Origin of the sequence: Lysinibacillus sp. NPDC096212 (genome assembly GCF_044763105.1) — a bacterium.
GTDB lineage: Bacteria > Bacillota > Bacilli > Bacillales_A > Planococcaceae > Lysinibacillus.
The window spans coordinates 1-25,586 of record NZ_JBIWFQ010000038.1; the positions used below are offsets into that span (position 1 = coordinate 1).

Annotated in this window: 21 protein-coding genes and 1 riboswitch; of the genes, 13 read left to right on the forward strand and 8 right to left on the reverse strand. The window is 37.3% G+C overall.

Annotated elements, in window-relative coordinates:
• Positions 1-299 precede the first annotated feature (299 nt).
• The 3 genes from ACIQ7T_RS25115 to ACIQ7T_RS25125 form a co-directional block, all read right to left on the reverse strand.
• Positions 300-521: a hypothetical protein gene (locus ACIQ7T_RS25115; protein ID WP_370082989.1), complete on the reverse strand. Its 222-nt coding sequence runs from the start codon at positions 519-521 to the stop codon at positions 300-302.
• Between the two features lie 718 nt (positions 522-1,239).
• Complete coding sequence (locus ACIQ7T_RS25120; protein WP_370082988.1) at positions 1,240-1,527, reverse strand: DUF2653 family protein; 288 nt, start codon at positions 1,525-1,527, stop codon at positions 1,240-1,242.
• Positions 1,515-1,979, reverse strand: coding sequence for a hypothetical protein (locus ACIQ7T_RS25125; RefSeq protein ID WP_402874558.1), 465 nt, complete (start codon positions 1,977-1,979; stop codon positions 1,515-1,517). Before ACIQ7T_RS25125 ends, ACIQ7T_RS25120 begins: the two co-directional genes overlap by 13 nt.
• Before the next feature lie 297 nt (positions 1,980-2,276).
• Here ACIQ7T_RS25125 and ACIQ7T_RS25130 point away from each other — a divergent pair, with 297 nt between their 5' ends.
• The 11 genes from ACIQ7T_RS25130 (at position 2,277) to ACIQ7T_RS25180 (ending at position 18,784) form a co-directional block, all read left to right on the forward strand.
• A complete protein-coding gene (locus tag ACIQ7T_RS25130) occupies positions 2,277-3,290 on the forward strand; it encodes a YdcF family protein (RefSeq protein ID WP_402874561.1) in 1,014 nt (337 codons plus the stop codon).
• A 59-nt stretch (positions 3,291-3,349) separates the two neighbouring features.
• Positions 3,350-4,636, forward strand: coding sequence for an SEL1-like repeat protein (locus ACIQ7T_RS25135; protein ID WP_402874564.1), 1,287 nt, complete (start codon positions 3,350-3,352; stop codon positions 4,634-4,636).
• A 557-nt stretch (positions 4,637-5,193) separates the two neighbouring features.
• A complete protein-coding gene (locus ACIQ7T_RS25140; RefSeq protein WP_402874567.1) occupies positions 5,194-6,483 on the forward strand; it encodes a protoglobin domain-containing protein in 1,290 nt (429 codons plus the stop codon).
• A 272-nt stretch (positions 6,484-6,755) separates the two neighbouring features.
• Complete coding sequence (locus ACIQ7T_RS25145; RefSeq protein ID WP_370082978.1) at positions 6,756-8,144, forward strand: protoporphyrinogen oxidase; 1,389 nt, start codon at positions 6,756-6,758, stop codon at positions 8,142-8,144.
• A 125-nt stretch (positions 8,145-8,269) separates the two neighbouring features.
• A riboswitch (SAM riboswitch) is annotated at positions 8,270-8,368 on the forward strand.
• A 92-nt stretch (positions 8,369-8,460) separates the two neighbouring features.
• Positions 8,461-10,308, forward strand: coding sequence for a bifunctional homocysteine S-methyltransferase/methylenetetrahydrofolate reductase (locus ACIQ7T_RS25150; RefSeq protein WP_370082976.1), 1,848 nt, complete (start codon positions 8,461-8,463; stop codon positions 10,306-10,308).
• The gene (gene metH, locus ACIQ7T_RS25155) at positions 10,301-13,732 is read left to right on the forward strand and encodes a methionine synthase (protein WP_370082974.1); all 3,432 of its coding nucleotides are present in this window, start codon (positions 10,301-10,303) and stop codon (positions 13,730-13,732) included. Before ACIQ7T_RS25150 ends, metH begins: the two co-directional genes overlap by 8 nt.
• Before the next feature lie 74 nt (positions 13,733-13,806).
• Positions 13,807-14,307, forward strand: coding sequence for a GNAT family N-acetyltransferase (locus ACIQ7T_RS25160; RefSeq protein WP_370082997.1), 501 nt, complete (start codon positions 13,807-13,809; stop codon positions 14,305-14,307).
• A 461-nt stretch (positions 14,308-14,768) separates the two neighbouring features.
• Positions 14,769-15,800 carry a Delta(5) desaturase DesA gene (gene desA / locus ACIQ7T_RS25165; RefSeq protein WP_370082972.1) on the forward strand — a complete coding sequence of 344 codons (1,032 nt, stop codon included), beginning with the start codon at positions 14,769-14,771 and terminating at the stop codon, positions 15,798-15,800.
• A 460-nt stretch (positions 15,801-16,260) separates the two neighbouring features.
• Positions 16,261-17,406, forward strand: a complete 1,146-nt coding sequence (locus tag ACIQ7T_RS25170; protein WP_427448457.1) for a sensor histidine kinase — start codon at positions 16,261-16,263, stop codon at positions 17,404-17,406.
• Between the two features lie 16 nt (positions 17,407-17,422).
• Positions 17,423-18,034, forward strand: coding sequence for a response regulator (locus ACIQ7T_RS25175; RefSeq protein ID WP_370082970.1), 612 nt, complete (start codon positions 17,423-17,425; stop codon positions 18,032-18,034).
• A 195-nt stretch (positions 18,035-18,229) separates the two neighbouring features.
• Positions 18,230-18,784, forward strand: coding sequence for a methyltransferase (locus ACIQ7T_RS25180; RefSeq protein WP_370082968.1), 555 nt, complete (start codon positions 18,230-18,232; stop codon positions 18,782-18,784).
• Between the two features lie 128 nt (positions 18,785-18,912).
• On the opposite strand, the gene ACIQ7T_RS25185 is transcribed toward ACIQ7T_RS25180, so the two are convergent.
• The 3 genes from ACIQ7T_RS25185 to ACIQ7T_RS25195 form a co-directional block, all read right to left on the reverse strand.
• The gene (locus ACIQ7T_RS25185; RefSeq protein WP_370082966.1) at positions 18,913-19,887 is read right to left on the reverse strand and encodes a proline dehydrogenase family protein; all 975 of its coding nucleotides are present in this window, start codon (positions 19,885-19,887) and stop codon (positions 18,913-18,915) included.
• 80 nt (positions 19,888-19,967) lie between these two features.
• A complete protein-coding gene (locus ACIQ7T_RS25190; protein WP_370082964.1) occupies positions 19,968-20,720 on the reverse strand; it encodes an ABC transporter permease in 753 nt (250 codons plus the stop codon).
• Positions 20,717-21,448, reverse strand: coding sequence for an ABC transporter ATP-binding protein (locus tag ACIQ7T_RS25195; RefSeq protein ID WP_370082963.1), 732 nt, complete (start codon positions 21,446-21,448; stop codon positions 20,717-20,719). Before ACIQ7T_RS25195 ends, ACIQ7T_RS25190 begins: the two co-directional genes overlap by 4 nt.
• Positions 21,449-21,558: 110 nt before the next feature.
• Here ACIQ7T_RS25195 and ACIQ7T_RS25200 point away from each other — a divergent pair, with 110 nt between their 5' ends.
• Positions 21,559-22,059, forward strand: a complete 501-nt coding sequence (locus ACIQ7T_RS25200; RefSeq protein ID WP_370082961.1) for a methylated-DNA--[protein]-cysteine S-methyltransferase — start codon at positions 21,559-21,561, stop codon at positions 22,057-22,059.
• A gap of 93 nt (positions 22,060-22,152) precedes the next feature.
• On the opposite strand, the gene ACIQ7T_RS25205 is transcribed toward ACIQ7T_RS25200, so the two are convergent.
• Positions 22,153-23,448, reverse strand: a complete 1,296-nt coding sequence (locus ACIQ7T_RS25205) for an ammonium transporter (protein ID WP_370082960.1) — start codon at positions 23,446-23,448, stop codon at positions 22,153-22,155.
• 13 nt (positions 23,449-23,461) lie between these two features.
• Positions 23,462-23,803: a P-II family nitrogen regulator gene (locus ACIQ7T_RS25210; protein WP_370082959.1), complete on the reverse strand. Its 342-nt coding sequence runs from the start codon at positions 23,801-23,803 to the stop codon at positions 23,462-23,464.
• 312 nt (positions 23,804-24,115) lie between these two features.
• Between ACIQ7T_RS25210 and ACIQ7T_RS25215 the strand changes: the two genes are divergently transcribed.
• On the forward strand, positions 24,116-25,576 hold the full coding sequence (locus ACIQ7T_RS25215) for a nicotinate phosphoribosyltransferase (protein ID WP_402874576.1): 1,461 nt from the start codon (positions 24,116-24,118) through the stop codon (positions 25,574-25,576).
• Positions 25,577-25,586 lie beyond the last annotated feature (10 nt).

A 25,586-nucleotide genomic window follows, 5' to 3' on the forward strand; every position in this document is an offset into this window, starting at 1 on the left:
AACGTTTTAATAGGATATCCTTTTGCCATGTATCTACAAGTAACTTGAGTTCTATAATAAAACAATCTTTCTTCCCTTTCGTCATTACCCGTCACTCCTTTATTTTTTGATTATTCACAATATACAATATAAACATATGTTCTATAAAGAAAAAAGCACTTCATTCCTCCCACCTTTGAAGAAGTGGGCTTCCTGAAGCTCAATTCTGTGATAATTCCTCGCTTTTGGTACATGAATCAAATGTTTGTCTAATTTAAACTCTCATTGTATTTATAGGTAGTTGTTTAAACACGGGATAATCATTTCCTGGTAACTTTAATAGCTGTTGTTTCTCGTGCTGCCAAAAGATCTTCAATTGGTTTGTTTCTTCGATAGTGAATTCTGTTTCGGTCTTCTACCATCTTATTCGCGAGTTGTTCTGTTAAATCATTCAAGTCTTTAATGACAGGTGGCACACCCTCAGCTTGTTTAAAGAGCAGCTTTATGCCACTTAAAAAGCATTCCTGATTTTCAGATGGCATTGATACAATTGGCTTCAGACATTGCTAGAATCCTTTCATTCCTCCACTGTTGAAGATTCGACACCCTTACAGTAGAGGGACTTGGGGTGGCAGGCAAGTCTTTTTTTTGCATTAAAAAAGTGCGAGACTTTGTACAAATACGTTGCACAAGTCTGCACTTTTATTTTGCAATAAACAGGCTTTTTTTAAATCATCTTCAAAATTAACACATAACACAATCTAATTTATTTTTTGTTTATCTCTGCCTCTAATGATAATTTTAGATCGTTGTCCATCAATTTTACTTTGAATTTCCTCTGAACTCAGGAATTCATTGATAATCGGGGGTCCTACCAACAAAAAGCGAAAAACATACGCTAAGCAAATTTCGACATAAAGAAAGCAGATTTTTTATACACTGATTGAAGAGGGAGTTTACCAGCCATATACTCATCCATAAATTCATTTTTAAAGGCGTCAGTATAGGTATAGGTAATAGCTCTTTCGCTAACACGTTGTACATTAGGATTCTTTTGAAGTATTTTTATCTCTTTCGTTGAAAATGTTATCGTACTAATATTGTCAACTTATCCCTGTATCTTGAATTCCAAGTATATAAAAAATACCTGTAGATAAAACACTCTTTTTCAAGTGTCCTAACTACAGGTACCATATTAATTGAGCGCACTCAATTTGACTGTTTGAAGCTAGTTATGTCCCAGCCTCATTCTTTACTTATTTACGATAGTCTAGCAATAATACCTTCCTCATCGTCCAGAACGAGTTCGATGCCTGTTGAAAATGGATCACCATGTAGGACATCTTTAATCCATACACGTAGTGCGCCAATCATTGCTGCTGTATCGAATATCTCGATTTGACCATTAGTTTCAACTTCTGCACCGAAGCCTGTGTCATCATCGTATGTTAGTTCTACAAGTACATCCTCAGGGCGAATGTTTTTATAGTAGGCCTGAGATAAGCAAATTGCATTTATAATATCTTGCTCATTAATTATTTGTGCCATTGTGCTTCCTCTTTACGTTTTTTATCTTTAAACATATTAACGATTTTTACAACTAGCATTATGATAACCATGATGGCTGCAACGTTAATTAATAAGCCTAAAATATTACCAAGCATACCCATACCACTGAAAAGACTTCCGAATAATAAACCAGCTAAGCCACCAAGCATTAAGCCTTTCATAAGGCCGCCTGAGAAGAAGCCGCCTTTCTTAGCTATTGAATCCGTTTTGTTTGTGCTTTTATTTGTTGTTGTATTATTTTGATCTTTAGATTTATCCTGAGATTTTTGGAAATTTGAGCTATTATTATTATTATTATTGTTTGAGAAGCCTTTTTTACCGGACTTATAGGATTTAGCTTCTGCAGTTGGTGTATCTGAGATGAACAATGTTGCACCTACAGATGCCAACATAAGTGTCGCTGCAAAAAGAGCGGCAAGGATTTTTTTCATTACTTGTATTCCTCCAATATAATTTTTAGTTTTGTCTAAACTAGTTCTTAATAGTAATTTTACATGAACTTTCTCGATAAATAAAATAAACGCTTCGATCAATTTAGGGATATCAACAAATTTGAACAAGAAGTGTCAGTGCTCATCACCAAATTTTAGACATGCACTACTTATAATGTATGCTGTATATTGTTGATTGCAGTGGAGGTTGGGCGCTGAGCCCAGTCGGAATGGAAACCAATACAGCGTTATAAGGATAGCATTAAAAATTGTATATAAAAAGAAAGGAGTGAGACGATGATTTCAACATTATTACTATTAATTTCGATTTTTTTACTATTATATATAACGGAAAAAAGACGTTTTCTCAATGCAGTAGTTCTTGGCCTTTTAGGAGTGTATATTTTAAGTACAATAATTAGTCATCCTATACTTCTCCCGAATGAGCAGGGGATTGTGTCGAAGATGGGTATAGTTATTATACTAGGAAGTTTCCCGAGTATGATGTTTATTTTATCGATCGCTACGTTTTTTAATAGTAAAGTTTTACTTGAAAAAGAAGGCCGTAAAGTCCGTAATCTATTGTTAGCTGTTTTTGGCTTGAGCTTTTTTATTATGATGATTTGGTATGTATTTGTAATTTTTATGAATATCGAACATGAAATTTGGCACATTCTTTTCTTCTATGCGTTTTTGGTTTTTGGCTATACAATGTTTTTATATACAAGCATAATGGCCTACGCGACTCTATATCATTTTACGCCGATCCTGTATGAGCCTAACTATATTATTGCGCTAGGATCAGGACTAATTGGAGATAAAGTGCCACCACTTTTAGCTAGCCGTTTAGATGAGGCAGTAAAGCAATTTCAAAAATATGGAGAACGACCTACCATTATCGTCTCAGGTGGGCAGGGGCATGATGAAAAAGTATCAGAAGCATATGCCATGAAAAAATATATAGTTGACGAACATCAAATACCAGCTAAAAAAGTATTAATGGAAGATCAATCTACAAATACTGAACAAAATATGGCATTCTCTAAAAAAATTATGGATAAGCATGCTCAAGGAAAGAAATATCGATCCATATTCGTAACGAATAATTTTCATGTTTTTCGTGCAAGTATTTATGCAAAAAAGGCGAAGCTTGATGCACAAGGTGTTGGTTCGAAGACTGCCTTTTATTATGTACCTAATGCATTTACTCGCGAATTTATCGGATTATTAGAAATGTATAAATGGATGAATGTCACTGTATTTTTGTTTATTACATTGTTCATTGGATTAATCTTGAGAGCATATGTGTAACCAATTTAGAACTGTCTTCCATATAATAGTGGCAAGATAGCGTGCAAGGGGGGAAATGAATGTATGGGCAATTTTTAGCAAAAAAAAATAAAGAGCGAATTGTATCTCTGCAAAAGCTCACGCAAACACAAGATACATGGTTTGCGCAAAACATAAATTTAATAACAGTCGAACAAGTACAATTAGCAACCTTGCACAAAATACTATATCAAGTTGTGCAAGGACTGTTGAAAAAGAATCAACAACGACACTTACAAATTATACATCCAGAACAGACGAAGTCAGTACAGGAGAATGTGCTAACGCTTTTAGCTGAATATGATGATTTACTGCGTGATGCAATTCCACTCCCTATCTATATTTTTATTTGGCAAATTTCTTCACTGGAGAGGTTATCCAATTGCAACGAAGTTGTAGATGATGTACTTGATATATTGGAATGGTATTTTATTCACCAAAATGAACAGGTTGAGGCGTTTGAAGAAGAAGATCTAGATCATGAGGAAATCATTGACTTATACAAAGATGCCATTGAGGAACAGGATGCTGATGCACAATTTCAGCTTGGAGAATATTATAGTGCAGTTGACGGCGAATATTTCCGACCAGAAAAGTCAATAAAGTGGTTTGAGTTAGCAGCGTCACAAGGAAATGCCGATGCACAGTATGCACTTGGTAATTTTTATTTTGAAGGTCTAGGTGTTCAAGAAGACTATAATAGAGCTTTTATATTGTATGAGGCTGCAGCAAATCAAGGGCATCCAGATGCTGCGAATAATTTAGCAGATATGTATTTTAACGGTGAGGGAGTACCAGAAAATTTGGTACTTGCGAAGAAGTGGTTCGACTTCGCTGCACAACAAGGTGTGGCAGAGGCTATGTTTACCCTCGGAATTATTTACGAGCAGGGATTAGGAATCGACAAAAATGAGGAGCAAGCATGTAGCTACTATAGAGGATCTGCTGAAGCAGGCTATGTTGAAGCGCAATACAGGCTTGGAGGAATCTATTTAGAGGGACGGTTAGGGCAAACGAAAGATGTGAACCGTGGATTATATTGGTATGAAAAAGCTGCAGAGCAATATCATGTAGATACCTTTTATGATTTAGGCTTCATTTGGAGCCAGGGGTTAACAGGTATACGCAATATTGAAAAGGGTATTCATTGGTTTAAACAGGCTGCTCTTCAAGGCGATTCGGAAGCTAAATTACAATTAGGGCACATTTACAATAAAGGAGAAGGAATAGCTAGAAATATTAAAGAGGCTATAAAGTGGTATGGACTTGCAGCAGAAGCAGGAAGTGAGGAGGCTGCAATTATACTGCAAGAATTGAAAGGAATGTAAGTATTTTTTATTAAAAAATAATAGGTATTTAGATTTGATTATCGATATTTTGTATACAGGTCTTAGGTTCTTATTCAAGGGTGTTTTGTAGGTGTATATCACTACAAATGACTGATTGTAAAAATATTAAATCAACAAATCGGTAATTATTTCAAACTAAAACAAGGAAAAAATAAGGATAAAAAAATAGAGATGATGTAAATTGGCTACCCAAAAGTATTGTGGTAGCTTTTTTACTGCTTTAGATAATAGGTTAGATAACAGGGACTTTTTATATAATTTAAGGAAAAAAATGTATACCCGAAAATTGACAGCTATTTATAAAATGTATAATGTATATGAGTGATTTTGAAAGAGTAGTTAGAAGCAATAGCTAGTAAAAAGATTGCGATTTTTAGCTGATTGTAGCCCGTAGCAGGAATCAGCGTCATAAGTAATGTGATGGCTTATCACTAAAAGTTGGGGATGAAATCTTCCTAATCTTTTATATTTTTGGTAGACGAAATTAAATTTTTCTCAGCTTTTCAAAAGTACACAGCATGAAAGAGGGTAAATGTGTGATCTTTCAAAAACAGAGAAAGACAACGGCGTTAGATTTAAAGCAATACATTGTAAAAATGGATTTAGCGAATTGCCATTCAATAAAAAAGCAAATTGATTTGCTCAAATTGACAAAGAGGGATTTACAATATTTAAAAGCCTTTCAACCTTTTGTAGAAGGCAGTATTGATAATATTGTTAATCGATTTTATGAAATGATTGGAACTGAACGTAGTTTAGTAGATATTATTAATAAACATAGTTCCGTGGAGAAGCTGAAAATTACATTACGACGTCATATTATTGAAATGTTTAATGGTACGATTGATGATGAATTTTATCAAAGACGAATAAAAATTGCTAAAGTGCATGTCCATATTGGGCTAAAAACACAATGGTATATTTGCGCATTCCAAGATTTAACAGCATCATTTATTGACTTGGTTGAAGAACATGTTAATCATCCAATGGATCAGCTTAATACAATTCGAGCAATCTCAAAAATTTCTAATTTTGAGCAACAATTGGTTTTAGAGGCGTTTGAGCATACAATTGAGCAAATTCATGAAAAAATGGAACGTAGAAAAGAAGCGATAGAGCAAGAAATCGTAGAGTCTTCGGAAGGTCTTGCCACAATATCTCAGGAAACGAACAATTCATTTCATCGCTTAAGTGGACAATCAGAGGAAATTAAGCAACTAGCGAAAAAATCACTTCAAGTGTCGACTATGGCTGAGAGTCAGGCATTAGAAGGTCGTGAACGATTAAAGAGTCAATCGCAAAATATGAATACTATTATTTGCTCGCTTGATGATATAGCAGAAAATATTGCACAGTTGACAGATATGTCAAAGGAAATGGAATCGATTATGAATGTTGTAACAAATATTGCTAATCAAACAAACTTGTTGGCTTTAAATGCGGCAATAGAAGCGGCTCGTGCTGGAGAAGCGGGTAAAGGCTTTAGTGTTGTTGCAGATGAAGTGAGAAAACTATCGAATCAAACAAAGGAATCTGTCACATCGGTAGCAACGTTACTACATAGAACGAATGAGCGGACAGATAAACTTGTTCAGTCGCTTAGTAATATTCAAGAAGAGGTAGCGTCTGGTGAGGGAAATATGGTTCAAACGGAAGGGCAATTTACTAACATATTAGAAGCTATGACCGAGGCGAAAGACCAAAATGGTCGGATGGAAAAAGAAGTACAAGCAATAGTAGACGTACTAAGTGAATTAGGTATTGCCTTTAACGAAGTGAAAAACTCAGCTGGAAAACTAGCTAGCTTTGCACAAAATTTAAATTAATGAAGAGAAAAGCAAAAGGCAAAGAAAATTGTTGTTTCCTATTAAGGCGCTACACACTTTAAGGCACAAATAACACTATATTAATTGTTTATATATAATTTCCGTTATGGAGATAAAAGCCTCTAGCGAATATATGCTATTTGAATATAAAAAAATGGAGCTGTCCAATGTGCTGGATAGCTCCATTTTTGCTAAATTTGTAAAGGGTTTAACGTAATTTTTGATAAAAAAAGTTTATACTAAATAAAGAACTAAAAATAGGGGCGGTTAATATGAAAACAGTTGTTGTATTAGGTGGCGGAATTACGGGATTGTGTACGATGCATTATTTACAACGCCAAGTTCAGGAGAAAAACTTAGATGTAAAACTTGTACTTGTTGAAAAAAATACATACCTTGGTGGCAAGCTTCACTCTGCATATGAACAAGGCTTCATCATGGAAACTGGAGCAGATTCTATTGTAGCGCGTCATAAAGGTGTCATGGAGTTAGTAGAGGAACTAAACTTTGAACAAAATCTTGTGTACAACGAAACAGGTATTTCGTATATTTACACAAATAATGAGCTACATGCTATCCCAGCAGACTCAACGTTCGGTATTCCTATGAGCCTACAATCTCTCGAGGAAAGCACGCTTGTATCTGAGGAAGGTAAAAAAGAAGCGTTAAAGGATTTAACAATGCCGAATGAAAGGTTTACAAAAGAAAGCTCGATTGGGGAATTTTTAACGTATTATTTAGGTGAGGAGCTTGTTCAAAACCAAATAGCGCCGGTACTTGCAGGTGTATATTCTGGAGATTTAAATCAACTTTCAATTGCTTCGACTTTACCGTATTTAATCGATTACAAAAACGATTACGGTAGTATTATTAAAGGTTTTGATGCAAACAGGAAACAATTTGTGAAAGCCTCCAACAAAAAATTTATTTCATTTAAAAATGGTTTATCGTCACTAATTGATCGACTTGAAGAAACATTAACGGATGTAGAAATTATAAAAGGGATTGCCACTACTAGTGTTAAAAAGCAGGAGAATCTATACTCTGTTACGTTAGCAAACGGTAAAATGATTGAAGCAAATCATGTTGTATTGGCACTGCCAAATGAAGCGGTACAAAGCTTATTACAGGATGAATCGTTGAACGGCTATTTTAAACAATTTAATACTGCATCCGCCATTACGATTTATTTAGGATTTGATGTTCCCGATAATAGATTGCCAGCAGATGGAACAGGCTATATTGTGTCACATAATTCGGATGTTATTTGTAATGCAGCAACGTGGACAAGCCGCAAGTGGAAACATACCTCTGCAGAAGGGAAATTACTTGTACGACTTTTTTATAAGAGCATTAACCCTGAGTATGAGAGATTGCGTATGATGACAGATGAAGAGTTAGCAGCAGTTGCTCTTGAGGATGTAAGAAAAAGCTTGGGGATTGAGGAAAAACCAACTGTTGTTGACGTGACAAAATGGATCGACCAGATGCCGAAGTACGACTTGGCACATCGTGAAGCGTTGCAAGGTCTCTTACAAGAGCTCGAGAAAAACTATCCAAATTTATCAATAGCGGGATGCTCATATTTTGGAGTAGGCATAGGTGCATGTATTCAAAACGGTAAAAAAATTGGTGAAGAACTTGTAGAAAAACTATCGTAATTGTTTGATATAAATCAAAATATTATAAATTTCGTAAAAATTATCCTTTGTTCAGTGAAATAGTCTTGACTCAATCGTTCGTAAACGATATGATTCTTTTAATTATTTAAAAAATTCATACTAAATTCTTATCAAGAGAAGCAGAGGGACTGGCCCTATGAAGCTTCAGCAACCAACTTAATGTCAGGTGCTAAATCCAGAAGACCGTGTGTCGAAGATGAGAAGGAAAACAATTACGAAATGACGTAAAAGCCTTCTTTTTTTATGAAAGAAGGCTTTTTTTTATTTTAAAGATTAGGGAAGAGAGGTTAGTTTTATGGAATTGCTTGAAAGGTTAAAAACGCAAGTTCTAACAGCAGATGGTGCAATTGGTACAGTTTTATACGGCTACGGCTTGGAGTACTGTCATGAGGAAATGAATGTACAGAGACCTGAATTAATTGAAAAGATTCATAGAGAATATATTGCAGCTGGTGCTGATATTATTCAGACGAATACTTACGGAGCTAATGCCATAAAATTAGCCCGCTATGGGTTAGAATCTCGTGTACAGCAGTTTAATGAAGCTGCTATAACGATTGCAAAACGAGCAGCGGCAGATGGTGGACAATTTGTTTTAGGTACAATTGGAGGAATCCGTGGTATTCGTAAAAGTGACGCAACGTTAGAAGAAATTTTAGCAACCGTTGATGAGCAGGCAACAGTTTTACTGGCAGGAAATCCAGATGGTCTTTTACTTGAAACTTATTATGACTTTGAAGAGCTAACGGCGACTTTAACAATGCTGCGAGCTAAAACGAAATTACCGATTATCGCTCAAGTTTCTATGCACGAACCCGGAATTTTGCAAAATGGAATGAGCTTAAATAACGCCTTATATAAACTTGAAGCGTTAGGTGCAGATATCGTAGGAGTTAACTGTCGCTTAGGCCCTCACCATACTATACAAGCATTTGAAGGAGTAGAGCTTCCTGAGAAGGCATTTATGTCAGCGTATCCGAACGCCTCTCTTCTTGATTTGGAGGATGGGCGTGTCGTTTATGAGTCGGAGGCAGATTATTTTGGTCGAGCAGCTGTAGCGCTTCGTGATCAGGGGGTACGTTTAATTGGTGGCTGTTGTGGAACGACACCAAAGCATATTGCTGCAGTGAAAAAGTACTTAGAGGAGCTATCCCCGGTCGAGGAAAAGTATGCAAAACCAGAAAAAGTAGAGGTTGTCCGTGAGGCAGAGCCAGCAAATTATGAGCCATTACATGAAAAAGTAAAACGTGAACGCTCGGTTATTGTGGAGTTAGATACGCCAAGACATTTAGAAATTGAAGGCTTTATTGAAGGTGCAAAAAAAATATATGAGGCGGGCGCAGATGTAGTCATGATGGCCGATAACTCTCTTGCTTCTCCAAGGATTAGTAATGTCGCAATGGGTGCCTTACTGAAAGAAACACACGGGGTACGCCCGTTAACCCATATAACATGCCGAGATCGTAATTTAATTGGTCTTCAATCACATTTAATGGGATTAAATGCACTAGGGATTCATGATATTTTAGCAGTTACTGGAGATCCGACAAAGGTAGGCGATTTCCCAGGAGCAACTAGCGTTTATGACGTATCTTCAATGGAGCTGATCCAATTAATAAAACAATTAAATGAAGGTGTATCGTTCTCAGGGAAACCGCTTCGTAAAAAGGCAAATTTCTCTGTAGCGGCTGCATTTAATCCTAATGTACGTGTACTAGATCGCGCTGTCTCTCGATTAGAAAAGAAAATTGAACATGGGGCAGATTATTTTATTTCACAGCCTGTTTATACAAAGGAAAAAATCGTGGGAATTTACGAGGCGACAAAGCATTTAGAAACACCAATTTATATAGGCATTATGCCAGTAACGAGCTATAAAAGTGCGGAGTTCTTACATCATGAAGTGCCAGGCATCAAACTATCTGATGATGCATTAGCACGTATGAGGGCTTGTGGCGATGATAAGGAACGCGCAACACTAGAAGGAATTGCAATTGCTAAAGAATTAGTAGAAGTAGCAGCGGAATATTTCAATGGTATTTACCTCATCACACCATTTTTACGCTATGATATGACGCTAGAATTAATGAAATTTATTGAGCAATTGGATGAACAGAAAAAAGGGGTAAGTATAAATGGCTAAGCACATGATTGAAGAGCAACTAGAGAAACGAATATTAATTCTTGATGGCGCAATGGGAACAATGCTACAAAATGAAAATTTATCAGCAGAGGATTTTGGCGGCGAGGAATATGATGGCTGTAATGAAAATCTCGTGCTAACTAGACCAGATGTGCTTGAAAAAATTCATGGAAAATATTTAGAGGCTGGAGCAGATATTATTTGTACAAATACATTTGGAAGTACTCCACTTGTATTAAATGAATATGATCTTGGTGCGAAAGCGGAAGAGATTAATAAACGCGCTGTAGAAATTGCACGCAAAGTAGTGGATGAGTTTTCAACATCCGACTGGCCACGTTTTGTAGCGGGGGCTATGGGACCAACTACAAAAACCTTATCGGTTACAGGTGGTATTACATTTGATGAGTTAGAGGAAAACTTCTATGTTCAGGCAAAGGCATTAATCGAAGCCGGGGCGGACGTTCTGTTGCTAGAAACTAGTCAGGATATGCTAAATGTTAAGGCAGGAACATTGGGGGTATCTCGTGCCTTTGAAGCAACGGGAAAAGAGCTACCTGTGATGATATCGGGAACAATTGAACCGATGGGAACGACACTGGCTGGTCAAACAATTGATGCTTTTTACATTTCCATCGAGCATATTAAACCATTATCAGTTGGTTTAAACTGTGCGACTGGACCAGAGTTTATGACTGATCATATTCGTTCATTAGCAGAGCTTTCAACAGGCTATATTAGCTGTTACCCGAATGCGGGCTTACCAGATGAGGAAGGCTGCTATCATGAGTCACCTGATTCATTGTCACAAAAGCTAAAAGGCTTTGCAGAAAAGGGCTGGCTAAATATTGTCGGAGGTTGCTGCGGTACAACGCCAGCACATATTGCGGCTATCCGAGAGGTGCTAAAGGACGAAAAGCCTCGCCAATTACCAGATGCAACCCATGGTCATGTAGTATCAGGGATAGAGCCATTGGTGTATGACGACTCTATGCGTCCATTATTTATTGGAGAACGGACAAATGTCATCGGCTCTCGTAAGTTTAAAAATTTAATTATTGATGGGAAGTTTGAGGAAGCGGCAGAAATCGCGCGTGCTCAGGTGAAAAATGGAGCACATGTTATCGATATTTGTTTAGCAAATCCTGACCGCGATGAACTAGCGGATATTCGTGGCTTTATGCAGGAGGTTGTAAAAAAAGTAAAAGTACCTCTTGTGATTGACTCGACAGATGAAAAAGTAATTGAGGAAGCACTTAAGTTTTCTCAAGGGAAAGCTATCATTAATTCTATTAACTTAGAGGATGGTGAGGAGCGTTTTGACGCAGTTTTACCGCTAGTGAAAAAATATGGGGCCTCTTTAGTAGTGGGGACAATTGATGAGCAAGGCATGGCGGTTGATCGACATCGCAAGCTAGAGATTGCTGAACGTTCCTATAAATTGTTAACAGAAAAATGGGGTATTGCTCCTGAAGATATTATTTTTGACCCATTAATGTTCCCAGTAGGTACAGGAGATGAGCAGTATATTGGCTCGGCGCTTGAAACAGTAGAAGGAATTCGCCTTATTAAGGAGAAAATGCCACGTACATTAACGGTGCTTGGTGTAAGTAATATTTCATTCGGATTACCACCAGTAGGTCGTGAAGTATTGAATGCCGTGTATTTATATCACTGTACACAGGCTGGTTTAGATTATGCAATTGTGAATACGGAGAAGCTAGAACGTTATGCATCTATTCCTGAGGCAGAGATTAAGCTAGCAAATGATTTACTCTTTCATACAAATGATGAGACATTAGCCGTCTTCACGGATTTCTATCGCGATAAAAAGAAGGAAAAAACAGAGGAAGATATCCCTAAAACAGTAGAAGGTCGCTTAGCTTACTATATTTTAGAAGGTACAAAGGAAGGGCTTATTGAGGATTTAGAGGCTGCTCGTGAAATTTTCGAAACGCCGCTTGCTATTATTAATGGACCTTTAATGGATGGAATGGCAGAGGTTGGCCGCTTATTTAACGATAATCAGCTCATCGTAGCAGAGGTATTACAATCAGCAGGGGTTATGAAAGCAGCAGTAGCACATTTAGAGCAATTTATGGAGAAAGATGAAGAGAGTGCTGGCAAGGGGAAGATGGTTCTTGCAACTGTAAAAGGCGATGTGCATGATATTGGGAAAAACCTTGTCGATATTATTTTAAGTAATAATGGCTTTAAGGTCATTGATCTGGGTATCAAAGTAACACCTTCCCAATTAATAGAAGCGATTCGCAAGGAGAAGCCAGATTTCATCGGGCTTTCAGGCTTACTTGTAAAATCAGCACAGCAAATGGTTATTACAGCTCAGGATTTTAAAGAAGCGGGAATTGACGTACCTATTTTAGTAGGGGGAGCGGCATTATCCCGTCGCTTTACTGAAACAAAAATTGCTGGCGAATATAATGGACCTGTCATTTATTCAAAGGATGCGATGCAAGGATTAGAGCAGGCAAATCGGCTAATGGGGACAGATACACGTGCAGATTTCTTAGCTGAAATTAAGGAATCTCGTGAAAAACGCTTAGAGGCAGACGAAAAAAGAGCGGCTCGCCCTACAAAAGAAGTAACAGTAAAGCCTGTACGTACAATAAAGGAATCGTCTGTCTTTCTACCAGCAGATGTGCGACGCCATGTAAAGAGAGGATATGCTGTTTCGCATTTATATCCATATGTTAATATGCGGACATTACTAGGACATCACCTAGGCTTAAAAGGTCAAGTGCAGCAATTACTTGATGCTGGCGATGCAAGAGCAACGGAGTTAAAAGAGTTAGTCGACGATTATTTACAAAGGGACCTATTGAAACCATCAGGTATGTATCAGTTTTTCCCTGCACAAGCCGATGGGGATGATGTAGTCGTTTATGATCCAGCAGATAGCAAAACAGAAATTGAACGATTTACCTTCCCACGTCAACAAGTTGAACCGTTTTTATGTCTTGCAGATTTCCTGAAAACAGTTGAAAGCGGTGAAATGGACTATATTGCCTTAATGGTGGTAACAGCTGGCCAAGGGGTTATGACGAAGGCTCGTCAGCTAAAAGAGGAAGGGAAATTCCTTGAAAGTCATGCATTACAATCTACAGCCCTTGAGCTTGCGGAAGGCTTTGCAGAGCGTATGCACCAAGAAATTCGTGATCAATGGGGCTTCCCAGATGCAACAGATTTTACAATGCGTGATCGTTTCGCGGCAAAATATCAAGGACAGCGCTTCTCATTCGGCTATCCAGCATGTCCGAACTTGGAGGATCAAGAGAAATTGTTTGGCTTATTAAAACCAGAGGACATTGGTGTTCACTTAACGGAAGGCTTTATGATGGAGCCGGAAGCTTCTGTTTCAGCAATTGTCTTTGCACATCCAGATGCTCGATATTTTAATGTGTAATGCTAGAAAAAAGTGGTATAACTTTATGTAATGAGGTTAAAGCCTCGGCATAATTGAAGTAGGACGTGAGCATGATGATTCGATTGATGGAAGAGAAAGATTTACCTGGTGTTTTAGATATTTACAATGACATTATTTTAACGAGCAAAGCCGTTTATCGATATGAAACACAATCGTTAGAAGAAAAAAGACAATGGTTCACGGAGCAGCAAACATTCGGAAATCCACTGCTAGTGTTTGATGTAAATGGCACAGTAGCCGGCTTTGCAACATATAGTCAGTTCCGTCCATATCCAGGTTATAAGCACACAATGGAGCACTCTGTATATGTGCATAAGGATCATTACCAAAAGGGGATAGCGTCACAATTAATGCAAGAGCTAATTCGAACTGCCAAAGAGCAAGGTGTGAAAACACTCGTAGCGGGCATTGATGGTGAAAACATCGGAAGCATTAAAATACATGAAAAACTAGGCTTTGAATACGCGGGTACAATAAAGAATGCAGGCTATAAATTTGGACAGTGGCTAGATCTTGTATTTTATCAGCTACAGTTAACCGGACCAAAAGTATAGAAGGGTATGACATGTCATATTCTTTCATATTGAGGGCAAACTCTAGTTTATTTGCATAAAGCTGAATAATAATTGACCCCGACATTCAGCATTTTGAGAGGAGTATCGTATTTTAATAAATAGTTTTATTCTTTTGGATTAGCTTGTCTACTTATGTTAATGATGAGGAGTTGTTGATTTTTCACGGAGAGTGGCGACTCCTGCGGGATTAGCTTGCGCTGAAAGCCCCGCAGGAACGAAGTGACGAGGAGATTGAAGCCAAGCCCGCGGAAAGCGCCAACTCGGAGTGAAAATCAACCTTAGTTTATTGATACAAATTATTTAATGTTTATTCTTTTGACGAAAAGATAAAGGGTATGACAAATGTCATATCCTTTTTATGATGTTTGCTTCTGTTGCATGATTATACTCTTGTTTTATGATGAGGTCATAAGAAAAAATGAAACGAGGGAGTAAAAACAATGGCAACAGATCGAGAAAAAACAAAAAAACTGCGCCAGGACGTAGCGCCATTTGCGAAGTCTGACACAGCTAAAAGTATCTTTCAAATGGTAAATACAATTGTACCTTTAATCGCCCTATGGGTAGCTGGTTATATGTTAGTAGATGTTTCACCATGGTTGACAGCTGGCTTAAGTGTAATTTCTGCTGCATTTGTCGTACGAACTTTTATTATTTTCCATGATTGTACACACGGTTCATTTTTCAAAAGTAAAAAAGCAAACGACTGGGTTGGTTTTGTAACTGGGGTGTTAACATCATTCCCATATGAAAAATGGAAACGTGAGCATACAATTCACCACGCAACTAGCTCGAACTTAGATAAGCGTGGTATCGGTGATATTGATATGATGACAGTGGAAGAATTTTTACAAGCATCTAAAGGGCAACGTGTATGGTATCGTTTTTACCGTAATCCATTCGTAATGTTTGGCTTAGGTCCGCTATTTATGGTGTTAATTTTAAACCGTCGTAATCGAAATGACGCTAAACAGAAAGAACGTTTTAACACTTATCTAACAAATGTAGTCATCACGGGAATCTGTGTTGCCTTAATTTACTTTATGGGGTGGCAAGCATTTTTATTAGTGCATGTAGTAACATTGTTTGTTGCTGCTTCTCTTGGCATTTGGTTATTTTTTATCCAACATACGTATGAAGATTCTTATTTTGAGCATGACTCAGAGTGGGATTATGTAAAGGCCGCTGTTGAAGGTAGCTCGTATTATAAATTACCAAAGCTATTACAATGGGTTACAGGCAATATTGGCTTCCACCATGTACATCATTTAGCACCACGTGTACCGAACTATAATCTTGAAAAGGCGCATAATGACATACCGCCATTACACACTGCAACGACTATTACGTTACGTACAAGCCTAGAATCATTACGCTATAAGTTATACGATGAAGATCAAGGCAAGTTTGTAACCTTTAAAGAAGTTAATGAAATAATCAAACGAAAAGCAAGAAGCAGTATTGCTGCTTAGTAGAATTTTTTCAGCCATCTCTTCGAAGGGATGGCTGTTTTACGTAAATAAAACATATATTGAGGATGAAGCAATTACTGTGCTCATTATCAAAAGTTGTGGATTACATTTTTAATACGTAGCTTGTATATCAGTTGATTGGAGTGGAGGCTTGGCGACTCCTTGGGGATTAGCGGATAGAGGAACGAAGGCTAAAACCATCACGTCCTGTGATAACGCCTTCGTGACCAACCTCGTGTTGGCCCGAGACCCTGGAGCGAGCAACGCGAGTGAAGCGGCTCATCGGACGCCCCCAGGAAAGCGCCTAGCCGGAACGGAAATCCAACATCACGTTATGATAATGAGCCCATTACTACGGGGAATGTTATTATGTGGATAATGCATTAATAACCATGTGCAAGGCATAAAATTAATTTTCTTGTTATAATAAGGGAAAAGTAGGAAAGAGCGTGAGATTATAATGAGGAAATGGCACAGTATTATTCCGAATAGTCCAATGCTCAGTATATATTTATGGATTATTTTCTGTTTCCTACCGTTTTTCTTCATTTTTAGAAAATCATCGTATATAGAAATATCAGTAGGTATTACATTTTTAATGCTATATTTTATTTTCTATCGGTTTTCCATGAATTCGAAAAACGGTCTTGTTTACATGTGGATTAGCTTTGAAATGGTCATTAATATCGTTATGACCATATTATATGGCTATGTGTATTTATCGATTTTCACAGCTTTCTTCATTGGAAATATTCGTAAACCTGTTGGCTTCTATATTATGTATGGACTACATATTGGCTTTACGGTTATCTCTACGGGTGTTGGCTTTTTCGTTGAGCTACACTTGTTTTTATCACAACTACCATTTGTTGTTTTAACGATTCTAGCGATTGTGCTACTTCCACTAACGATTTATGCAAAAAATAAACGCGAAAATTTAGAGGGGCAGCTTGAGACTGCTAATGAACGAATAGCTGAGTTAATTGTTTTTGAGGAACGCCAACGTATTGCACGGGATTTACATGATACTCTCGGCCAAAAGTTATCGATGATAGGCTTAAAAAGCGACTTAGCTTCAAGATTAATTGAACGTGATCCACAACAAGCTCTAACAGAGATTAAGGATATTCGTCAAACGGCAAGTATCGCATTAAAAGAGGTACGTGAATTAGTATCGGATATGCGAACAGCTAGGTTTGAGGACGAGCTTATGCGTATTTCTCAAATATTAAAGGCTGCTGAAATGGAGTTTGTATTTGAAGGTGATAAAGATACTTTACAAGTTCCGCCACTTGTGGAGAATGTATTATCCATGTGCTTAAAAGAGGCAGTTAATAATGTTGTTAAGCATAGTGGTGCTACAAAATGTGAAATTGCTTTCCATCAAAATTTTAAGGAAGTATATTTAGTTGTTCGTGATAATGGGCAAGGAATCACCAAAAAGCAAGCTTGGAAAACGGGTAACGGTTTAAAGGGAATGCGAGAACGGTTAGAGTTTATAAACGGTTCTTTTAAAATCGAGAGTGAAGTAGGCACTACATTAACAGTGTCGATTCCAGTGGCGATTACGCATCAGAAGGTCAAAGGAAATCTGAAGAACATATAGAAAAGAGGATTGCGACATGATACGAATTGTAATTGCTGAAGATCAGGGTATGCTACTAGGCGCACTGCGTTCATTACTTAGTATGGAGGATGATATGGAGGTCGTTGGATTAGCAAAAAATGGTGAAGAAGCATTGGCGCTTGTTGAAGAGCATCAGCCTGATATTTGTATTATGGATATTGAAATGCCTGTGAAAACAGGATTGGATGCTGCCGAGGAACTGCATTGCACAGGTTCTGATTGTAAAGTGATTATATTAACGACATTTGCAAGGCCGGGTTATTTTGAACGTGCAAGAAAATCTAGCGTTCGTGGCTATTTACTAAAGGATAGTCCGATAGAAGAATTGGTCAGTGCCATTCGTACAATTATGGACGGCAAAAGAATATATGCGCCTGAACTCGTTGATTTTGTCTATGAGGATGATAGTGAAAATCCTTTAACTGACCGAGAGAGCCAAGTACTGACACTTGTTGCAGAAGGAAAGACGACAAAAGAAATTGCTGCAGAATTATTTTTATCGGCAGGGACTGTCCGCAACTACATTTCCACTATTTTAGAAAAATTAAATGTTGGGAATCGTATAGAAGCCATTGCACGCTTTAAAGAAAAAGGATGGAATAAATAAATAGCTTAAGAACCTATCATGAATATCCTTATACCTAAGAAAGTGTTTGGAATAAAAATAGACAAAAGGCATTGAATTATTTAAATTCAGTGCCTTTTGTCATTTAAAAAATATATTAGCATATTGTATATTTAGACTACTAATGATAAAATTTAGAAAACAGTAATCATTTTAATGGGAAGGATGGAAATAATTATGAACAAAATTATGAAAGTAACTTCAACAGCATTATTAGCAACAACATTTGTCGTTACTAGCGCATATCCTTCAGCCGTTTTTGCTGCAAGCAACGATATGGTTGATCCAGTAGTTGAGACAGAGACATCTATCCCATTACAAAGTAATATGGATCTAGCTGTTCAGGCGGCATTAGTCGGTCCTGAAATTAAAAAATTAAATGTACTAGGTCATGAATTTAATGTAAAACCAGCTTCTATTTCGAAAAAGAATGATCTAACAGTTGTAAATGGGCAAATATCCCATCACTTAAGCTGGCGTCCGGATGATCAATTGTACTACCGTATTGATATAGAAAATGGAGAAGTAAAGCAAGTAGAGATTAAAATTGACCGTGGAGGTTGGACAAGTTTATCTGCTCCATTTCTTGCTACATTAGCAGAGAAGAATGATATCCCGGTTACGCTTGAAATGATACAAGAACTTGGGCAAAAATTAGGTAGTTTTATTGATGGTAAATGGGAATATGCAGCAGAAGCAATTGTTTCAACTATTGCTTTACATGTTGAATAATATAAAACTTTAATCAGTGGGGGGCTTTTTTCATCCCCACTGATTATTTTTATGACACGCAGAGTTTGAAAATCCACAACTAAAGCCAGAAGCATATTTAATTAAGCTTCTGGCTTCTTTATGTGACCTTATTTTTTGCGTTTTGTTAAACGTCCAAGAACGAATGCACCTGCTGCTACAGCAAGGACTGTGTTCGTTTTTTTCGTAAATACTTGTTTAGTAACAAGATTAAGATTTTGAGGACGCTCCGCTAAACGGCGCATAAAGTAGCCATACCAATCTTCGCCGAATGGTACATATACACAGAAGTTATAGCCTTCTTTTGCAAGCTCTTTTTGCATATCTGTACGGAAGCCGTAAAGCATTTGGAATTCGAATTTATCAAGTGGAATATTATTGTCAGCTACAAAACGTTTTACGTGCGCAATAACATTATGGTCATGTGTTGCGATAGACGTAAACTTACCATGTAGTAAATGATATTCGATTAACTCGATGAAATTTAAATCAATATCTAATTTATCTTGGAAAGCAACCTCTGCAGGCTCTTTATAAGCACCTTTTACGATACGAAGGCGATAGTCGTTGAATTTTTCGATATCGTCCTTAGCACGGTAAAAGTAAGATTGGATAACAGTACCTACATTATTAAATGTTTTGGATAGCTCTTGGACCATATCAAAGGATGTTTGTAAACGACCATAGTCTTCCATGTCAAAGTTAACGAATATATCATATGCTGCTGCTTTTTCTACAATCTCATATAAATTATCGTAGCAAAAATCAACATCAATATCTAAACCTAATTGAGATGGCTTTAACGAAATATGTGCATCAACGCCGTTTTCATGAATAGCCTCAATAACAGCAAGGATTTGCTCTTTAGCTTTTGTTGCTTCTTCTTCAGTTGAAACAAATTCCCCTAAATTATCTACTGTGCAAGAGATTTTATGTGCGTTAAGCTCTTTGATGCTCGCAATCGTTTCTTCAATATTTGTACCAGCTACTACACTTTGTGCTCCTAATTTTAGTCCGTATTTTTTTGCAGCACTATTTAATAGTTGGTTTTCAGATAAATGGATGAAAAAATCGCGTAATAACATGGTCATTCTCCTCACTGCATTTCTTTTTTTTCTATATTATAGCACAATTTAGAAAATAAATATTGTTTTTACTATAACAATTATTTCACTTCAAGTAGTTGCATGCGCTCATTAAAAAGTGCAGGATAGCTTAAAAAACCTATCATAATGCTTGATAATGTCGCTGCTGTTAGCAGGGCGAAAATGATTAATAGTTGGAATTGCACCGCTTGAATAGGATCTGCTCCGCCGATTATTTGGCCACTCATCATACCTGGTAATTGAACAAGACCAATTGTTTTTTGGCTTTCTATTGTAGGAATCATACTGGCCTTTATCGCATTCATTAGCTGTCGATGAATAGCCTGTTTTGGTGTGCCGCCAAGCGATAACATTAACTCAATTTCGTTCTGATGACTTGCAATTTCCGATGTAAAACGGTTTAAAAATAGAACCGATAATACCATTGAATTACCGATCATCATGCCGCTAATTGGAATAATATACTGTGCTGTTGCAGGTACAATATCAAAACCAAGCAATACTCCTTGCGTAACAAATTCTACTACAATAAGAGTTAGCGCTATTTTCCATGTAATACCTTTAATACCTTTCCCTTTTTTACGAGCATTTAGTGTTGCTACTATAACCATTAAAGAAACCATAAGGAAAATATAAATATAGCTTTGAGCATCAAAGACAAATTTTAAAATGTAACCGACAGCAAGTAGTTGAATAATAGAACGAATAGTAGCGATGAGTGTATCTTTTTCAAGTCCTAGCTTTAAAGTTTTTGACAATAGAAGAGGAATTAAAACAAAAATTAACGTTAAGGAAAGAGAAGTATACGTCATACATTCACCCCCTGTACAAATTCAGCGACACGTGGATTTTTAGGTGCGTTAAGTAAGGAGCTTTTTCCTGTTTCAATTAGTTCTCCGTCCATCATGACCCAAGTATAGTGTCCGATTGTCAGCGCTTGCTGTAAATTATGAGTGATCCAAATGATTGTGACGTTAAACTTTTTATTAATTGTAGTAATAAGTGTCTCAATTTCCTTCACGGATTGACGGTCTAGTGCAGATGTGATTTCATCTAGCAATAAAATGGAGGACTGATTAATAAGTGTTCTTGCAATAGAGACTTTTTGTCGTTGTCCACCTGATAATTTATTCGTAGGGCGTTGTAAAAAGCTTTGATCTAGTCCAACGTCTTGTAAATATTGGATAGCTTCTTGCTCTGTAAGCTTTGCTCCTTGTAACGAACGAGGGAGTGCAAGATTGTCAAATACAGTTCCTTCTATCATAGGGGCCGCTTGAAGAGCCATACTCACATACCTTCTTAAAGCGGTTGGCTCGTAAGTAGAAATGTTTTGATTATCAATTAATATTTGACCATCTGTAGGAGATAATAGTCCATTGCACAATTTGAGTAGAGTTGTTTTGCCAGCACCTGAAGGGCCGACTAATGTGGTGATTTTTCCTTTTGGGAATGAACCAGTAAGCGATTTTAATATCATTTTGTCATTCGATGAAAAGGTGACCTGTTTAAAGTGAATGGCAGGCTCATATGAAGTATTCATAAAGTTAAAACTCCTTTATACTAATAGGTAAAATAACTGTAGCATGAAACAAAGGGAAGCTAAAGTCATTTACAGGCAGTGTGTAGTAATTAAGTAAAGGGGGATAGAGAATGGATGTATTATATGTAGATACATTAACATATGCACAAGGTGATATGTATATCGTTGCTTCAGATGAAGGTCTTGTGTATATAGGGACACCGAATGCATCATTTGAAGAGGTAGAAGTGTGGGCAAAAAAGCCATTTAAAGGCTATCGCTTTGAAGAGAATAAAGAAAAGTTACAGCGATATGTTAAGCAATTAAAGGCTTATTTTAATAAAGAGCTTACAGAATTTGATGTGCCAGTACATGTCAAAGGGACACAATTTCAACTAGCAGTATGGAATGCATTGAAGGAGCTACCATATGGTACAACGACAACGTACTCAGACATTGCACACCGAATTGGTAATCCGAAAGCAGTAAGAGCTGTAGGCAGTGCAATCGGTGCCAACCCGATATTAGCAATTATTCCTTGTCATCGTGTAATTGGAAAAGATGGTAAGCTAACAGGCTTTCGTAGTGGACTAGCTATGAAAGAATTTTTACTGGAGCTAGAAAGAGCTTAAAACAAGAATCTGCATAACCTGTTGGGAAACAGCTCGCCAAAGGGATTGCAGATTCTTGTTTTTTGTATTAAAGAAACAGAAGTTTATTGAACACTATATATGTTCCTCGTGGACATTGTTATTTGTTTTACCGAAATGAGTTAAACGTTGGGCAAATGTTTCTCCTCGTACGGCAGAGCCTTTGAAGATATCCTGAAACTCATAAGCCGGAGCACCATGTTCGGTGACATCTAGGCCAGTGACTTCTTCTTCAGCAGAAACACGTAATGGTACAAATGCTTTTATAATAAGTAAACCAGTTGCTACTGAAATGCTAACCCAGGCAATTGTAGCAATAACCCCTACGGCTTGCACTCCTAATAGGCCAAAACCTCCCCCGTAAAATAATCCTTGACCACCAATATCAAACAAACCAACTGCTAGAGTACCCCAAATACCACAGATACCATGGACAGCGATCGCACCAACAGGATCATCGACTTTTAATTTCCATTCAATAAAGCGGACACCCTCGACCAATAATGGAGCAGCAATTAATCCGATACTGATTGAACCGACAATACTAACATTAGCGGCACCAGCGGTAATACTTACAAGCCCTGCTAAAGCACCGTTTAATGTGAGTGAGCCATCGATATGGCCATATCGAAATTTAGTATAAAGGGCAGTAACCACAACTCCTGCAGCAGCAGCGAAAAATGTATTTGCGATTACGCTAGGAACAAGTTTAGGGTCAGCGGCTAATGTTGAAGCGCCATTGAAGCCAAACCAACCAAACCAAAGTAAAAAAACGCCTAAAGCTCCTAATGGAATACTATGTCCTGTAATAACGTTAACACGACCGTTTTCATATTTACCGAGACGAGGACCGACCATTACCGCAGCTACAAATGCCGCAACTGCACCTGTTAAATGAACAACGGTAGATCCAGCAAAATCGATAAAACCAAGATTTGTTAACCAACCTTGGCCACTCCAAACCCAATGACCAACAACAGGATAAACAAATGATGACATAAGAATAATAACTCCGATATAAGCAAAAATATTAGTACGTTCTGCTACTGCTCCTGATAAAATCGTTGCTCCAGTTGCTGCAAACATCGTTTGGAAAATAAAGAAGGAAAGATCATTTACACCATTTAAGGCAAAGCCACTTGAACCGAAGATGCCACCAGCCGTATCACCAAACATAATAGCGTAACCACAAAGAAAATAGACAATACCGCCAAGTGAAATAGTTAGGAAGTTTTTCATAATAATATTGACTGCGTTTTTTGAGCGTGTAAAGCCAGCTTCAACCATCGCAAATCCTGCATGCATAAAGAAGACTAAAATTGTACCGAGCATCATCCAAACTAAATTTATAGATAATGTTATTTCATCCATATATATCGCCCCCTTATTCTACTGCAATTGATCCGACTTCTTTTGTGCGGATACGAATTGCTTGTTCTACTGGATAAATGAATATTTTACCATCACCGACCTTGCCGGTTACTGCCTTACGTAACAAAACATCAACAATAGGATCTACTTTTTCATCATCAACAATCATTTCTAATTTCAACTTCGGTAAAAATTCAATTTCGTAGGTATTTCCGCGAAATAAACCTGTACGCCCTAATTGACGACCGCAGCCAGCAATTTCTGTAATACTGAGCCCTGCGATACCTTCCTGTGCAAGTCCGTCTCTGACAGCGCCGAAAACTTCGGGGCGGATGATTGCTTCTATTTTTTTCATCAATATCAGCTCCTTGAGTAAATTTAATTTACATGTTAAAACGCTATGAAAAACTGCGCAATATTTTTCTGAATGTTCATGTTATGTTTTATCACAGGGTATATTTCGTCTTTCGTAATAGTTTGCTGAAAAGGTTTTTAAAAGGGGAATGAAAGCGGTACTAAAAAATGTGTCTAAAATATGTACGATTCGAAATTTTCTGATTATTCATGTGAGGAAATCTAACATTAAAGTAGGATGATGTAATACGCAAGAATTTGGGTATATAGTGTATACTAGGACTAATTATCAAAGCGGAAGAAGGGGTTTCTTGTGAGATCAAACTATGCAGATGATAGCTTAGCGCTACACACGGACTTGTACCAAATCAATATGGCAGAATCATATTGGGCTGATGGTATACATAATAGAAAAGCAGTTTTCGAACTATATTTTAGAAAATTACCTTTTGGCAATGGTTATGCAATTTTTGCGGGGTTAGAGAGAATTCTTGAATATTTACGTGATTTTCGTTTTACTGATTCGGACATAACGTATTTACGTGAAGAGGTTGGTTATAAAGAGGATTTTATCGAGTATATAAAAAATATTTGCTTTACAGGGGATATGTATTCGATGGTGGAAGGAGAAACTGTTTTCGCTAATGAACCAATTATTCGCATTGAAGCGCCTTTAGTGGAGGCGCAACTAATTGAAACCGCATTACTTAACATTGTGAACTACCAAACTTTGATTGCAACAAAGGCGAGTCGTATTAAACAAATTATAAAAAATGAAGTGGCGATGGAGTTCGGCACACGACGTGCTCAGGAGATGGACGCAGCAATTTGGGGAACGCGTGCGGCGTTTATTGGTGGTTTTGCTTCAACTAGTAATGTTCGAGCAGGTAAACTCTTTAATATACCGGTATCAGGTACACATGCACATGCACTTGTACAGGCCTATAAAAATGATTATGATGCATTTCACTCCTATGCAAAACGTCATCGTGATTGCGTATTCCTTGTAGATACTTACAATACGTTAAAATCGGGTGTGCCAACAGCGATTCAAGTGGCTAAAGAGCTTGGTGACAAAATTAATTTTATTGGAATTCGTTTAGACAGTGGGGATATAGCTTTCTTGTCAAAAGAAGCGCGTCGTATGTTAGATGAGGCAGGCTTCCAGAACGCTAAAATTATCGTATCAAATGACTTAGATGAATACACGATCTTAAACTTAAAAGCTCAAGGTGCAAAAGTTGATGCGTGGGGAATTGGTACAAAGCTCATTACTGCATATGACCAACCAGCTTTAGGGGCTGTTTATAAAATGGTCGCTATTGAAAATAACGATGGGCAATTAGAAGATACGATAAAAATTTCAGCGAATGCTGAAAAGGTAACGACGCCAGGTCTTAAAAATGTATATCGCATTATTGATAGAAAGAATGGTAAGGCCGAGGGAGATTACATTACGATGCAAGATGAAAATCCTCAATCAGAGAAAAAAATTAAAATGTTCCACCCTGTTCATACATTCGTATCAAAATTTGTAACAAACTTTGAAGCTAAGGATTTACATCATCATGTGATTAAAAATGGAGAAATACATTATCAAAATCCTACTTTGGAAGAAATGCGTGATTATGCAGCTAATAATTTAGAATTGTTATGGGATGAATATAAACGTGCCATGAATCCTGAGGAATACCCAGTCGATTTAAGCCAAAAATGCTGGAATAATAAAATGCGTAATATTGAAGAAGTAAGTGAAATGGTCAATCGATTGTAAAGCGTAAGGA